Origin of the sequence: Microbacterium meiriae, assembly GCF_025143875.1 — a bacterium.
Classification (GTDB): Bacteria; Actinomycetota; Actinomycetes; order Actinomycetales; family Microbacteriaceae; genus Microbacterium; species Microbacterium meiriae.
Genome location: NZ_JAMBDU010000017.1, coordinates 1 through 12,858, shown reverse-complemented (window position 1 = coordinate 12,858; position 12,858 = coordinate 1). Strand labels below are relative to the sequence as shown.

The 12,858-nt window shown below is 70.6% G+C and carries 14 protein-coding genes; 7 read left to right on the top strand and 7 right to left on the bottom strand.

Annotation, left to right across the window (positions count from 1 at the left end; translation table 11 throughout):
- Window positions 1–52: 52 nt before the first annotated feature.
- From M4D53_RS11385 to M4D53_RS11365, 5 genes are read left to right on the top strand one after another with little or no spacing between them, the layout of a single operon-like run.
- A complete protein-coding gene (locus tag M4D53_RS11385; protein WP_187662864.1) occupies window positions 53–355 on the top strand; it encodes a DUF427 domain-containing protein in 303 nt (100 codons plus the stop codon).
- Between the two features lie 52 nt (window positions 356–407).
- A complete protein-coding gene (locus tag M4D53_RS11380; protein WP_259954095.1) occupies window positions 408–1,268 on the top strand; it encodes an ABC transporter ATP-binding protein in 861 nt (286 codons plus the stop codon).
- Entirely contained in the window at window positions 1,265–1,948 is a 684-nt protein-coding gene (locus tag M4D53_RS11375; RefSeq protein WP_259954094.1) for an ABC transporter permease, read from the top strand. The genes M4D53_RS11380 and M4D53_RS11375 overlap by 4 nt, the downstream gene beginning before the upstream one ends.
- Entirely contained in the window at window positions 1,945–2,664 is a 720-nt protein-coding gene (locus M4D53_RS11370; RefSeq protein ID WP_259954092.1) for an ABC transporter permease, read from the top strand. Before M4D53_RS11375 ends, M4D53_RS11370 begins: the two co-directional genes overlap by 4 nt.
- 34 nt (window positions 2,665–2,698) lie before the next feature.
- Complete coding sequence (locus M4D53_RS11365) at window positions 2,699–3,619, top strand: ABC transporter substrate-binding protein (RefSeq protein ID WP_259954091.1); 921 nt, start codon at window positions 2,699–2,701, stop codon at window positions 3,617–3,619.
- Between the two features lie 159 nt (window positions 3,620–3,778).
- Here M4D53_RS11365 and M4D53_RS11360 read toward each other — a convergent pair whose 3' ends face one another.
- On the bottom strand, window positions 3,779–5,005 hold the full coding sequence (locus M4D53_RS11360; protein WP_259954090.1) for an AI-2E family transporter: 1,227 nt from the start codon (window positions 5,003–5,005) through the stop codon (window positions 3,779–3,781).
- Between the two features lie 62 nt (window positions 5,006–5,067).
- On the opposite strand from M4D53_RS11360, the gene M4D53_RS11355 reads away from it, so the two are divergent.
- Window positions 5,068–5,367: a chorismate mutase gene (locus M4D53_RS11355; RefSeq protein ID WP_025104206.1), complete on the top strand. Its 300-nt coding sequence runs from the start codon at window positions 5,068–5,070 to the stop codon at window positions 5,365–5,367.
- A gap of 9 nt (window positions 5,368–5,376) precedes the next feature.
- Here M4D53_RS11355 and M4D53_RS11350 read toward each other — a convergent pair whose 3' ends face one another.
- The 4 genes from M4D53_RS11350 to M4D53_RS11335 all read right to left on the bottom strand — a co-directional run bounded on the left by M4D53_RS11350 (window position 5,377) and on the right by M4D53_RS11335 (window position 9,486).
- Window positions 5,377–7,083 carry a long-chain-fatty-acid--CoA ligase gene (locus M4D53_RS11350; protein WP_259954088.1) on the bottom strand — a complete coding sequence of 569 codons (1,707 nt, stop codon included), beginning with the start codon at window positions 7,081–7,083 and terminating at the stop codon, window positions 5,377–5,379.
- Window positions 7,084–7,149: 66 nt separating this feature from the next.
- A complete protein-coding gene (locus tag M4D53_RS11345) occupies window positions 7,150–7,692 on the bottom strand; it encodes a GNAT family N-acetyltransferase (protein ID WP_187662869.1) in 543 nt (180 codons plus the stop codon).
- A complete protein-coding gene (locus M4D53_RS11340; RefSeq protein ID WP_259954086.1) occupies window positions 7,692–8,285 on the bottom strand; it encodes a short chain dehydrogenase in 594 nt (197 codons plus the stop codon). The genes M4D53_RS11345 and M4D53_RS11340 overlap by 1 nt, the downstream gene beginning before the upstream one ends.
- 103 nt (window positions 8,286–8,388) lie before the next feature.
- A complete protein-coding gene (locus tag M4D53_RS11335) occupies window positions 8,389–9,486 on the bottom strand; it encodes an ROK family transcriptional regulator (protein WP_259954085.1) in 1,098 nt (365 codons plus the stop codon).
- A 122-nt stretch (window positions 9,487–9,608) separates the two neighbouring features.
- Between M4D53_RS11335 and M4D53_RS11330 the strand changes: the two genes are divergently transcribed.
- Complete coding sequence (locus tag M4D53_RS11330) at window positions 9,609–10,772, top strand: ROK family protein (RefSeq protein ID WP_259954084.1); 1,164 nt, start codon at window positions 9,609–9,611, stop codon at window positions 10,770–10,772.
- A 150-nt stretch (window positions 10,773–10,922) separates the two neighbouring features.
- On the opposite strand, the gene M4D53_RS11325 is transcribed toward M4D53_RS11330, so the two are convergent.
- Together M4D53_RS11325 and M4D53_RS11320 are read right to left on the bottom strand one after the other, a co-directional pair.
- Window positions 10,923–11,849: a carbohydrate ABC transporter permease gene (locus M4D53_RS11325; protein WP_025104200.1), complete on the bottom strand. Its 927-nt coding sequence runs from the start codon at window positions 11,847–11,849 to the stop codon at window positions 10,923–10,925.
- Window positions 11,850–11,851: 2 nt separating this feature from the next.
- Window positions 11,852–12,745: a carbohydrate ABC transporter permease gene (locus tag M4D53_RS11320; protein ID WP_259954082.1), complete on the bottom strand. Its 894-nt coding sequence runs from the start codon at window positions 12,743–12,745 to the stop codon at window positions 11,852–11,854.
- Window positions 12,746–12,858 lie beyond the last annotated feature (113 nt).

Sequence of the window (12,858 nt, the reverse complement as noted above, 5' to 3'; positions counted from 1 at the left end):
GGATGTCGCACCCGTCTTATACGCTCGAACCCACATCCGAGGAGGCAGGACCATGAAGGCTGTACTCGCAGGAAACGTCATCGCCGAGGCCGACCAGGACGACCTCATCCGCATCGAGGGGAACTGGTACTTCCCGCCGGCATCCGTGGCGCCGGACGCCCTCGTCGAGAGCCCCACTCCGTACACGTGTCCGTGGAAGGGCGAGTGCCAGTACTACTCCGTCCAGGTCGGCGGAGAGCTGCACAAGGATCTCGCGTGGTCATACCCGCATCCGTACCCGTCGGCGTTCGACCGGGTCGGCAAGGACTTCTCCGGCTACGTCGCCTTCGCCCCTGGCGTCGAGGTCTCGGCCTAGTCCCGCACGACGCACGACCGCACGTCCGAACGACCGTCGGAGAGACACCCTCATGATCGAGTTCCGCAACGTCACGAAGCGCTTCCCCGACGGGACGCTCGCCGTGGACGACTTCAGCCTCGTGCTGCCCTCCCGCAAGACCACCGTGTTCGTCGGATCCTCCGGCTGCGGGAAGACCACCCTGCTGCGGATGATCAACCGCATGGTCGAGCCGACGTCGGGGGAGGTCGAGATCGACGGGGAGAGCGTGCTCTCGGGCGACCCGGTCGCCCTGCGCCGGCGCATCGGCTATGTGATGCAGAACTCCGGGCTCATGCCGCACTTCACCGTCATCGACAACGTGGCCACCGTGCTGCGGCTGAACGGGGTGAAGCGCACACAGGCGCATGAGCGTGCTCGCGAGCTGCTCACGACCGTCGGCCTCGACCAGGCGCTCGCCGAGAGGTACCCGAGCCAGTTGTCAGGCGGTCAGCAGCAGCGCGTCGGGGTGGCCCGCGGGCTCGCCGCCGATCCGAACATCCTCCTCATGGACGAGCCGTTCGGAGCGGTCGACCCCATCGTGCGCGCCGACCTCCAGCAGGAGACCCTGCGGCTGCAGCACGAGCTCGACAAGACGGTCGTGTTCGTCACGCACGACATCGACGAGGCGTTCCTCCTCGGCGACCAGGTCGTCATCCTCGACAAGGGCGCCCGGATCGTGCAGGTCGGCAGCCCGAGCGAGATCATCGAGAACCCGGCCGACGACTTCGTCTCCTCGTTCATCGGAGCCGACCGCGGCCGTCGCGCGCTGCACCTCAAGCAGACCCCGCGCGGGACCGTGGTCGTCGACTCCGAGGGCCGCACGCAGGGAGCGATCGTCGATGCGCCGGAGGGCGTGGTCGACGGAGCAGATGCGATGAAGGCGGCCCCGTGAACTGGGTCGGCGACAACCTCGGGCTGATCCTCGAGCTCACTGGCGTTCATCTGCAGCAGAGCGCGATCGCCATCGTGCTCGGGTTCGTGCTGGCGCTCCCACTGGGGTGGGTGGCCTGGCGATATCAACTCGTGAAGGGTCCGGTCATCGTCCTGACCGGACTGCTGTACACGATCCCGTCCCTCGCCCTCCTGATCTTGCTGCCGTCTGTGGCGGGCTACCCGGCGCGCAGCCCGGCCAACCTCGTCATCGGTCTCACCATCTACGCGATCGCGATCCTCGTGCGCGCGGTGTCCGACGGCCTGGACTCGGTCGACCCCGCGATCCGGCAGTCCGCGGTCGCGATGGGCTACGGCGGGTTCCGCCGCTTCTGGACGGTCGACTTCCCGCTCGCCGGGCCGGTCATCCTCGCGGGCCTCCGCGTGGCGGCGGTGAGCACCATCTCGCTCGCGACGGTCGGCATCCTCGTCGGCGTCACGAACCTCGGCTACCTGTTCACGAACGGCCTCCAGCGCCGCATCCTCGCCGAGGTCTTCACCGGCATCGTCGCCGTCGTCGTCATCGCTCTGGTCATCGACCTCCTGCTCGTGCTCCTCGGGCGTGCCCTCATGCCGTGGACGCGGGCGGCGGCCACCCCCGCCGCCGCGCGTCGGACGATCACGTTGAGGACGGCCGCATGAACGTGTTCACCGAGGCCTTCGCCTGGCTGTTCTCCCCCGACCGCTGGGTCGGGACGTACTCCCTCCCCGTCCTGTTCGGCCAGCATGTCTTCTACACGGTGGTCTCCGTGCTGATCGCCGCGGTGATCGCCGTACCGCTCGGCTGGCTCATCGGGCACACCGGGAAGGGGCGGGAGACCGCGGTCGCCGTCTCCGGAGCGGCCCGCGCCATCCCGTCCTTCGGACTCATGGTCCTCCTGGTGCTTCTGCTGGGCGTGCTGCGCACGCCGCTGGCGGCGATCATCACCTTCGTCGTCCTGGCGATCCCGTCCCTGCTGGCCGGCGCCTACACGGGCCTGGAGGCAGTCGATCGCCGAACCATCGATGCGGCGCGGGCGATGGGGATGACCGGCTGGCAGGTGTTCTGGAAGGTCGAGGTGCCGCTCGGCATGCCGCTGCTCGTCGGCGGCCTCCGTTCGGCGCTGCTGCAGGTCATCGCCACGGTGACGATCGCGGCCTACGTGAACCTCGGCGGCCTCGGCTGGCCGATCATCCAGGGCATCCCGCTCCGCCGTTTCGACCAGGTGCTCGGCGGCGCGATCCTCGTCGCGGTGCTCGCGCTCCTCGTCGACCTCCTGCTCGCGCTCGCCCAGCACGCCGCGGTGCCCCGCGGTGTGCGCACCCGTCCGCAACGCCGCCGCGCTCGGGCGACCGCCCCCGCGGCCGCACCCGCCTGACCCACAGCATCGTCCCCCAGAGAAGAGGAAGTCCATGTTCACCGCACGAAAGTCCCGCCTCGCCCTTGCCGGCGGCGTCGCGCTCGCCGCCGCCCTCGCCCTCTCCGGCTGCGCCAACAGCAACCCCCTGGACGCGCCCACCGACGACTCCGGCGACGGTGGGGGCAGCGACACCATCGTCATCGGCTCGCAGGCCTACTACTCGAACGAGATCATCGCCGAGATCTACGCGCAGGCGCTCGAGGCCGCCGACTTCGACGTCGACCGTCAGTTCAGCATCGGCCAGCGCGACGCCTATATGCCGGACGTCGAGTCCGGGGCGATCGACCTGTTCCCGGAGTACACGGGCAACCTGCTCGAGTACCTGGACAAGGATGCGACCGCCACGAGCCCGGACGACGTCTACGCCGCGCTGAAGGACGCGCTCCCGGACGGCCTCACCGCGCTCGACTACGCCGAGGCGTCCGACCAGGACACCTACACGGTGCTCAAGAGCTTCGCCGAGGAGAACGACCTCACCTCGATCGCCGACCTCGCGGACGTGACCACCCCGGTCACGATCGGTGCGGCGCCCGAGTTCGAGCAGCGCCCGTACGGTCCGGCTGCGGCCAAGGAGGTCTACGGCGTCGACCTGGCGTTCTCGGCCACCGGTCCCACGACGCTGGAGTCGCTGCTCGCCGGCGAGATCCAGGTGGCGGACATCTACTCGGCCGACCCCGCATTCCAGACCGAGGACATCGTGGCGCTGGAGGACCCGGAGAACATCATCCTGGCCTCCAACGTCGTGCCGATCGCGTCCAGCGACGTGGCCGACGAGATCGCCGACGTCATCAACGGCATCAGCGCCAAGCTGACCGCCGAGGAGCTCGTCGCCCTCAACGTGCAGAGCACGGTCGACCAGAAGTCGACGGAGGACATCGCGAAGCAGTGGCTCACGGACAACGACCTCATCTGAGTCGTCTTCCCGCGAAGCGCCCGGCCCTCAGGGCCCGGGCGCTTCGTCGTTCTCGCCCGCCCGCGTGCACAACTCCGGAGATCTCGCCCGACACGCCGCGGAGGACCCCCGGCCGACGGCGTGTCGCCCCGAATCTCCGGAGTTGTGCACGGGGCGGGGTCAGGTCCGAGCGTCCTGCTTCGGCACGACCACCTGCTTGACGATGATGAGGATCGAGGCGGTGACGGGCACGGCCACCAGAGCGCCGAGCAGGCCGAGGAGCGTGCCGCCGGCGAGAGCGCCGATGACGACGAGCGAGCCCGGCACCGCGACGGCCTTGTTCATGACCCGCGGCGTGAGCACATACGCCTCGATCTGCATGTAGACGAGGTAGATCGCGGCGAAGATCAGGGCGGCGATCGGGTTCGTGAACAGCGCGAGGATGGTGCCGATCATCCAGAACAGCACCGAGCCGACCAGCGGGATGAGCGTGACGCAGAAGGCGATGGCGGCCATGAGCGGCGGGAACGGCAGACCGAGGACGGTGTAGAGGATGAGGGCGAGGGTCGCGTTGCAGAAGGCGAGGACCACCATCCCCATCACGTAACCACCCACGGAGTCGGTGATCTGCTGGGAGATGTCGTCCGCGCGGCCGCGGTCGCGGGCCGGGACGAGGCGCAGCAGCCCCTGGCGCATGGCCGGGAGCGTCGCGACGAAGTACAGGGTCAGTACGAGCACGACGATCGCGCCCGAGATGCCGCTCGCGATGGACGCACCGACCTGCAGCGCGCCTCCGCCGATCGTCGCGAGGTTGCCGAAGTCCGACAGGAACTTCTCCACCTCCGATACGAGGTCCTGGAACTGGTCGCCGAACTGGTCGTTGAGGGTGGCGTAGATGTCGGACTTCGTGAAGTCCCGGATCATGCCGGGGACCGACTTCACGAAGCCCGCGATCTGCTCGACGACGATGGGAACGATCATCCAGAGGACGAGGCCGACGACGACGATGAGGGCGAGGATCGTCACCACGACGGAGAGCGCGCGGGACAGCCCGCGGCGTTCCAGGAAGCGGACGGCCGGGTCGAGGCCGAGCGCGGCGAACAGCGCGAGCGCGATGTAGATGAGCACGGTGGAGAGGTTGTAGAGCGCGCTGCCGATCACGAGCGCCCCGAGGCCGCCGAGCGTCACGAGGAACCCGAAGACGAACGGCCGATCGATCCGCGTCCAGAACGAGCGGCTCGGCGTGGTCGGCTCGATCACCACGGGCCGGGGCGGCCCGGTCACTGGCGAGTTTCCCGGCGCCTCCACCGCGGCGCCGACGAGCGCGGCATCGACGGGGGCGGGTTCCGGGGCGCGGCTGCCCTGGTCGTCCTGCGGAGCGGAGGCCGGCGACTGGTCGTTGCTCATGAGCACACGATAGCGGTGCCCCTCGTCGGGGGCAGGGTGATCTGCGGCTCTAGAGTAGGGGCATGACTGCCGCTGAGGATCCGAAGGCCGAACTGCTCCGGCTGCGTGCGAGCATCGACAACATCGACGCGGCCCTGATCTTCCTGCTCGCGGAGCGGTTCCGCGCCACACAGCAGGTGGGACACCTGAAGGCCGAGCACGCGATGCCGCCGTCCGACCCGAACCGCGAGGAGCAGCAGGTCGCCCGGCTCCGGGCGCTCGCCGAAGACGCCCACCTCGACCCGGAGTTCGCGGAGAAGTGGTTCAACTTCGTCGTCGCCGAGGTCATCCGGCACCACACCGAGGCCGCCGAGGGACGCTGACTCCGCTCGTCAGGCCCCGCGCGCCGCGAGCAGCCGATCGCGCACCTCGCGCCGCAGCACCTTGCCGATGAGCGACCGCGGGAGGTCGTCGACGGCGGTGATGCGCCGCGGCACCTTGTAGGCGGTCAGCCGCGTACGGCAGAAGTCGCGGAGCCCCTCCATGTCCTCGGCGGCACCCTCACGGAGCACCACGGCCGCCGCGACCTCTTCGCCGCCGCTCGACCGGGGCAGCCCGACGACGGCCGCCGCCACGACGTCCGGGTGGGCTTCGAGCGCGTTCTCCACCTCGCTGGGCGCGACGTTGAAGCCGCCGGTGATGATGAGCTCCTTCCGGCGGTCGACGATGGTGACGAATCCGTCCGGTGAGACCTCCGCGATGTCGCCGGTACGGAGCCAGCCGTCCGGCAACAGGGCCTCGGCCGTCTCCCCCGGCCGACCCCAGTAGCCCTGGAAAACCTGCGGTCCGCGCAGCAGCAGCTCGCCGGGCTCGCCCGTGGGCACGTCGACGTCGGGGTCGTCGGGATCGACGACGCGGATCTCGGTGCTCGGGAACGGCACTCCCACCGTGCCGGGCCGCCGGGTCGGACCCATCGGGTTGCCGAGCGCGACGGGGGAGGCCTCGGTCATCCCATAGCCTTCGACGAGCAGCCCTCCGGTCGCCTCCTCCCAGCGCCGCACGGTCTCGACGGGGAGGCTCATGGCCCCGGAGATCGCGAACCGGACGCTCGAGAGGTCGACGGTGCCGCGTCCCGCCGCCCGCGCCAGCTGATCGTAGATCGGCGGGACGGCGGGGAGGAAGGTCGGAGGGCTCGTGCGGGCGGCGTCGGTCACGAGGCCCAGGTCGAACGTCGGGAACAGCACGACCTTGGCCCCGATGCTCAGGGCGAACGTGAGGCACAGGGTGAGGCCGTACGCGTGGAAGAGCGGAAGCACGGCGTAGAAGGTCTCCTCGCCGTCGCGGAGCCCGGGCACCCAGGCCCGCCCCTGCATCGCGTTGGCCCGCAGGTTCGCATGGGTGAGGATGGCCCCCTTGGGAATCCCTGTCGTGCCGCTCGTGTACTGCAGGACGGCGGTGTCGCCGAGCGACGGCGCGGGCGTCCGTCGGGGAAGCCGCCGGTGGGACACGAGCTTCTTCCACGGCGTCAGGTGCCGCGCGCGCGGCGTGCCGGTCAGCTTCGCCCGGGACGCCCGGGCCTTCGGGACCGGGAGTCGCAGCAGGAGGCGCTTCGACAGGGGCATCGCCGCCGTGAGGTCGACGCTCACGATGTGGTCGACCCGGAGATCGTCCGGGAATCCCGCCACGGTGTCGGCGACCTTGTCCCACACGATCGCGACCCGGGCCCCGTGGTCCTCGAACTGGTGGCGCAGCTCTCGCGCCGTGTAGAGCGGGTTGTGCTCGACGACGATCGCGCCGAGACGCAGGACCGCGTAGAAGGCGACGACATGCTGCGGGCAGTTCGGCAGCACCAGCGCCACCCGGTCGCCCTTCGTGACCCCGAGGTGGCGGAGTCCTTCCGCAGCGCGGTCGATCTGCTCACCGAGGTCCCGGTAGCTCGTGACGGCGCCGAAGAACTCGAGGGCGGGCCGCCGCGCGTACTGCCGGATGCCGGCGGCCAGCATCTCCGGCAGCGTCTGCGTCGGCTCCTCGATGTCGGCCGGCACGCCCTCGGCATAGGAGCGGAGCCAGGGACGGGAGGACAGCGGCGCGTCGGTCATACCCTCATCCTCCGACACGGACCTGTGCTCCGCCTCCCCCTTGCGCTCACCGCCGTTCGGCGGCAGTCACCCGTCCGCGAGCATGCCCATGACGATCGCGTCGACCCATTCGCCGTCCCAGCGCAGCGCCTCCCGGCGCCGGCCTTCGACGACGAACCCGGCCTTCTCGTAGGCGCGCTGTGCCCGCGGGTTGAACGCGTACACCTCGAGCTCCACACGATGCAGCCCCACCGCGTCGAAGGCGTGACGGAGCACCGCGCGCGTGGCCTCCGTCCCGTATCCGGCGCCGAACCACCGCGGACCCGCGAGCGCGATGCGGAACCCTGCGGAGAGGTTCTCCTCGTCCAGGTCGCTGAGGACCACCTCGCCGATGTGCGCGCCGTCGTCGCGACGGAGGATCGCCCAATCCGCCCGGTCCTCCCGGTCGGCGAGCGACCGGAGCCAGGTCTCCACGCCCTCGCGCGTGAAGCGCGCGTGGGTGCCGGTCAACCGCAGCACCTCGGGCTCCTGCAGCGCCGCCCAGGTGCCGTCGAGATGCTCGGGTCCGAGCGGCACGAGGTCCAGTCGCTCGGTGGACAGCGCGGGGACGGGAGTGAGAGAGAGCGCCATCAGACGGTGAGCACCCGCCCCGTGACGATGCCCTCGACCGCGCGCACGTACGCCTGGCCGACCTCGTCGTCGGTGACCGGGCGGTGGCCGGGGAAGGTCGAGAAGTACCCGGGGGAGTTCGCCAGCACGTCGGGGGAGACCGCGTTGATGCGGATCCCCCGCGGGGCCTCGGCTGCCGCCGTGATCACGAACGACTCCAGGGCGCCGTTGGCCATCGCCGCCGCCGCTCCCGTCGCGATCGGCTCCCGCGCGAGCACGCCGCTGGTGAGGGTGAGGGAGCCGCCGTCGGTCACGTGGTCGAGGGCGACCCGCACGACGTCGAGCTGCGCGAGGGTCTTCCCGGTGAAGGCGGCGAGATAGTCGTCGCGGTCGAGATCGGTGAGCGGCTTGAAGGGCACGGAGCCCACGGCGACCACGACGGCGTCGACCGGGCCGACCCGCTCGAAGAGGCTGCGGATGGAGGCGGGGTCGGTCACGTCCACGTTCTGCTCGCCGGAGCGGGACGCCCGCACGACCTCGTGTCCCCGCACGTCGAGGGTGGCGGCGACCACCCCGCCGATGCTGCCGGTCGCGCCGATCACGAGTACCTTCATGCGGATTCCCTCCCAGGACGGATCGAGACGACGGACGGCCGCCTCGCGGGATCGAGTCTCCCATCCCTTCCGGGCGGGAGGGGACGGATGACGGGCGCGTCCGTCAGCGCGGGCTGAACTCGGCGGCCACCACGCGGGTCGCCGCGCCGAGCAGGACGGCATCGTCGACCGCGCTCGGCACCACGGTGGGCCCGAGAGAGGGGTGCGAGGCGGCTCGGACCGCGGTGGCCGTCGCGTCGACCAGTGCGGCTCCGACGATCTCGTCGGGACCGCTCAGCACGATCGTCGGCAGGTCGACGGCGGCGGCGATGACCGAGAGCGACGTGCCGAGCCGCGCACCCGCGGCGGCGAGCACCTGCGTGCGGTCCGCTCCCGAGGCGTCCAGGCGCCGGGCGATGGCGGGAGCCGCGGCCCACGCGTGGACGCAGCCGTCGCGTCCGCACAGGCAGACCTCGCCGGGGTCGCCGCCCGCACCGACGTGCGCGAGCTCACGGGCCCCGATGGATCGTTCGACCGGGGCGCCGTCGTCGCCGACGACGCGGATCGCGGTGCCGATGCGGGTGCCGAGGCGGACGAGGAGGAAGTCGGTGCCGACGGAGCCGAACCGCTGCTCGGCGTCGGCCACGAGATCGGCGTCGTCGAAGAGGTGCACGGGGGCGTCGAGGATCTCCGCGAGTCGTGGCCCGAGACCGAGCAGCGCGGAGGAGCCGGTGGGCACACCGATGCCGATGCCGAGCGCGGGACCGTCGGCGAGGCTCCGCAGCTCCGCGACGAGACCGGCGACGGCTTCCGCGGCGTCCGGGGTGCGCGGCCGGTGGAGGCGGTGCGAGAGGCGACCGTCGGGCGAGGCCAGCGCCCCGATGACCTCACCGGGCACGGAGAGGTCGAGCGCGATGACCTGCACGGCGCGCTGGTCGAACTCGAGCATCACGGCGGGCTTTCCCGGCCGGGACTCCTGACTGGGTCCGCTCTCCCGGATCACGCCGTCGGCGAGCAGATCGCGCACGACGTCGGACACGGTGGGGCGGGCGAGGCCGGTGAGCCGGGAGAGATCCGCGCGGCTGAGAGCCGACTGCTCCATGAGCGTGCGCAGGACGAGCGCGCGGTTGCGTTCCCGGATGCCGCGAGCGTGGCCGTTGGACGACGTCTGCGCGTCTCGTGTCCGATCGGCGGCGCGCTCTAGGATCTGGGGGTAGCGCATGATGCTCCTCCCGATCGACGCTCGGGCTGACTAAGTTCAATGAATAAACTAACGGACCGAGCGTACGGAGCGGTACGCGCGCTGTCAATCGACGGACCTCGGCCCCGAGAAGGAACTCGCAGATGTTCACCCACGACGACGCGCTGGACACCCAGGCGGCGGTTCGGCGAGCGAACCTGCGGCGGGCGCTCCAACTCGTCTTCCAGGCGTCCGGTTCGCAGACGCGCGCGGGGATCGCGCGGGCGACCGGCCTCACAGCGGCGACCGCGTCGTCCCTCGTCGCGGAACTCATCGATCACCGGCTCATCGCGGAGGGCGAGCAGGCGGTGAGCACGGGGGGCAAACGCGCGACCACGCTCAGCATCGACGCGGAGCATCATCTGATCCTCGTGCTCGTCGTGCAGCCGACCAGTGCGTACCTGGCGCTCGTCGCCCTCGACGGCTCCGAGGTCGCCCGCCGCAGCGTCTCCTACACGACGCAGACCCGCGACCGGGTGCTGGACGAGACCGTCGCCGAGGTGGTGGCCGCCTACGGCGCGCGGCTGCTCGCGATCGGCGTGCAGGTCCCGGGAACGACCGACGGGCGCACGGTGCTGGAGAGCGTGCAGCTGGAGTGGCACGAGGTGCCGCTGGCCGAGCGCTTCGAGACCATTGCGGGCGTCCCGGTCCTCCTCGTCAACGACGTCGACGCCGAGGCCATCGCGGAGGCCGGTCTCGATGCCGCCCCGTCGGGATACCGGCTGTTCATCCACAGCGGCGGAGGCATCGGCGCCGCGGTCACCCTCGACGGGGAGCTCGCGCCGGGGCCCCGCGACCGTGCGGGGGAGATCGGGCATGTGCAGGTGGTGTTCGGCGAGGCCGCGCGTCCGTGCCGCTGCGGACGCCGCGGCTGTCTGGAGTCGGCGGCCGCGATGGGACCGATGCTGGGGGAGGAGTTCTCGGACGCGCTGGACGTGCCGGCCGTCCGCACCCTCGTCTCCCGTGCGGATCAGACGCTGATCGACGACGGCGCGCGGGCCCTGGCCCGTGCCGTCAAGCTCATCGGGGCGCTGCTCGATCCCATCGAGGTCGTCATCGGCGGTCCCGCGACGGAGCTCGGTCCCCGGTTCCTGGAGCGTGTCCGCGCCGAGAGCGGATATCCCGCCCGCGGCACCGCCGACGTGCCGATCCGCTACGCCGATCCCCGCGTCGCTCCTTCCGCCGGGGCCGCGCAGGCCGCCCTCACCGCGGTCCTCGGCGTGCGATGGAGCCCCGAGCAGCTCCGCGCCGGCGGCCCCCGCCCCTGACCCCGCCCCTGACCTCTGCCGGCGGATGTTCCGGCTGCACGACCCGGGTACGTTCGCACGACCGGATCCGTCCGGAACCCCTGCACGCGCGCCGCGGTCGTGCAGGTGTGCCGGACGGGAACCCGGGGGGTGGACCGGAAGCCGGGTGGTCTACTTCACGCTGCCGGCGGTGAGGCCGCCGACGAGACGCTTCTCGATGAGCATGAACAGGATGATGACGGGCAGGATCGCGACGATCGAGACGCCGAACACGTACTGCCAGCTGGTCTCGTACTGACCGACGAACTTCGTGAGCGCGACCGACAGCGGCTGGTTCTTGTCGGTGGACAGGATCACCAGCGAGGCGGCGAACTCGTTCCAGCAGGCCACGAACGTGAACACGATCGCGGTGACGATGCCCGGCCAGACGAGCGGGAGGTTGATCCGGAACAGGACCGTGAGGCGCCCGGCGCCGTCGATCTGCGCGGCCTCGTCGACCTCCTTCGGGATGCCGGCGAAGAACGAGTGCATGATCCACACCGCGAACGAGAGGTTGAAGGCCGCGTTGATGAAGATCATCGCGGTCCAGGTGTCGCCGAGGCCGAGGACGGTGAACTGCCGGAACAGGCCCGAGGTGAGCACGGCCGGCTGCAGCATCTGCGTCACGATCACGAGGAACAGGAACACCATGCGTCCGGGGAACCGGAAGCGGGCCGTGTAGTAGGCCGCGGGGAGCGACACGAGCAGCACCAGGAGCGTCGCGAACACGGAGATGACGATGGTCGAGACGAGGTTGTACGGCAGCGGCGTCTCGGGCGTCGACCACATCGTGAGGTAGTTCTCCCAGTGCCACTCCACCGGGAGGTAGGTCGGGTCGACCGAGCGGATCTGCGCCTTCGTCTTCACCGAACCGAAGAACATGATGAGGTACGGCAGCACGAAGATCGCGAGCACGAGGAATCCGGCGGCGGTGCGCAGGATCACCCGGGGCAGCGTCACCTGGTCGGCGGTGTAGCGGCGCCGGCGGCCGGGGATCGGCGGGGTGCGTCGTCCGCGGGAGTCGGCGGTGGTCACGAGGGCGGTCTCGGTCACGGTCATGATCAGACCTCCTTCATGGGCTTGACGATCTTGACGTAGGCCGCGACGATCGCGATCACGATGAGGAAGGCCACGACCGACAGCGCGCTCGCGACGTCGACCTTCTTCTGCAGCTCGATGTACTTGAAGATCAGGGTCATGATCGTGTCGGCGCCGTAGCCCGGGATGGACCCGGTCATCACCTTGAGGATCGGCAGCGAGTTGAAGACGTTGATGATGTTGATGAGGATCGCCACGGCGAGCGCGCTGCGCAGCTGCGGCAGGACGATCGACCAGTAGGTCCTGGCGGCGCCGGCGCCGTCCATCTTCGCGGCCTCGATCGCGTCGGCGGGGACCGCCTGAAGCCCCGCGAGGATCGTGTAGGTGGTGAAGGGCAGCGACACGAACACCGCGATGACGATGGACCAGGCGAACGCCGTCGTCGGGTTCTTCGTCCAGCCGTAGCCCACCGCGTCGTCGGAGAGCCCGATGTCGTAGAGGAACTTGTTGAAGGCCCCGAAGTACGGCTCGAGGCTGTAGTAGAAGACCATCGTGGTCATCACCACGGACGCGGCCCACGGCACGATGACCGCCATCCGCACGAGCTGGCGACCCGGGAACGCCTTGTTGAGGATCTGTGCGAGGCCGAGCGAGATGACGACCGTGAAGAGCACCACCGACACGACCCAGACGATCGTGCGGACGAAGATCGGCCAGAACTCCGGGAACGTGAAGACGGTCACGAAGTTGTCGAAGCCGACCGAGCCCTTGTCCAGACCCGAGAGCGAGATGTCCCGCGTGGAGTTGAAGAACATGACGCCGGCGGGGAACAGCACCACGCCGATGATGAGCACCAGTGCGGGGGCGATCCAGGGCAGCGCCTGGAGGAGGTCCCGGCCGCCGGGGCGACCGCGCACGGCCGTCCTGGCGTCCGGGGTGGGGGGGGGGGGGGGGGGGGGGGGGCGCGCCCCCCCCGGGGCGGGGGGGGGGGGGGCGCCCCCCCCCCGGGGGGGGGGGGGGGCGCCCCCCC

Excerpts from the sequence above, each read along its gene's own strand:
- M4D53_RS11385 (WP_187662864.1), top strand. The coding sequence starts at position 53 with ATGAAGGCTGTACTCGCAGGAAACGTCATCGCCGAGGCCGACCAGGAC.
- M4D53_RS11360 (WP_259954090.1), bottom strand. The coding sequence starts at position 5,005 with ATGAGCAACGACCAGTCGCCGGCCTCCGCTCCGCAGGACGACCAGGGC.
- M4D53_RS11365 (WP_259954091.1), top strand. The coding sequence starts at position 2,699 with ATGTTCACCGCACGAAAGTCCCGCCTCGCCCTTGCCGGCGGCGTCGCG.
- M4D53_RS11335 (WP_259954085.1), bottom strand. The coding sequence starts at position 9,486 with ATGCGCTACCCCCAGATCCTAGAGCGCGCCGCCGATCGGACACGAGAC.
- M4D53_RS11325 (WP_025104200.1), bottom strand. The coding sequence starts at position 11,849 with ATGACCGTGACCGAGACCGCCCTCGTGACCACCGCCGACTCCCGCGGA.
- M4D53_RS11340 (WP_259954086.1), bottom strand. The coding sequence starts at position 8,285 with ATGAAGGTACTCGTGATCGGCGCGACCGGCAGCATCGGCGGGGTGGTC.
- M4D53_RS11355 (WP_025104206.1), top strand. The coding sequence starts at position 5,068 with ATGACTGCCGCTGAGGATCCGAAGGCCGAACTGCTCCGGCTGCGTGCG.
- M4D53_RS11350 (WP_259954088.1), bottom strand. The coding sequence starts at position 7,083 with ATGACCGACGCGCCGCTGTCCTCCCGTCCCTGGCTCCGCTCCTATGCC.
- M4D53_RS11370 (WP_259954092.1), top strand. The coding sequence starts at position 1,945 with ATGAACGTGTTCACCGAGGCCTTCGCCTGGCTGTTCTCCCCCGACCGC.
- M4D53_RS11345 (WP_187662869.1), bottom strand. The coding sequence starts at position 7,692 with ATGGCGCTCTCTCTCACTCCCGTCCCCGCGCTGTCCACCGAGCGACTG.
- M4D53_RS11380 (WP_259954095.1), top strand. The coding sequence starts at position 408 with ATGATCGAGTTCCGCAACGTCACGAAGCGCTTCCCCGACGGGACGCTC.
- M4D53_RS11330 (WP_259954084.1), top strand. The coding sequence starts at position 9,609 with ATGTTCACCCACGACGACGCGCTGGACACCCAGGCGGCGGTTCGGCGA.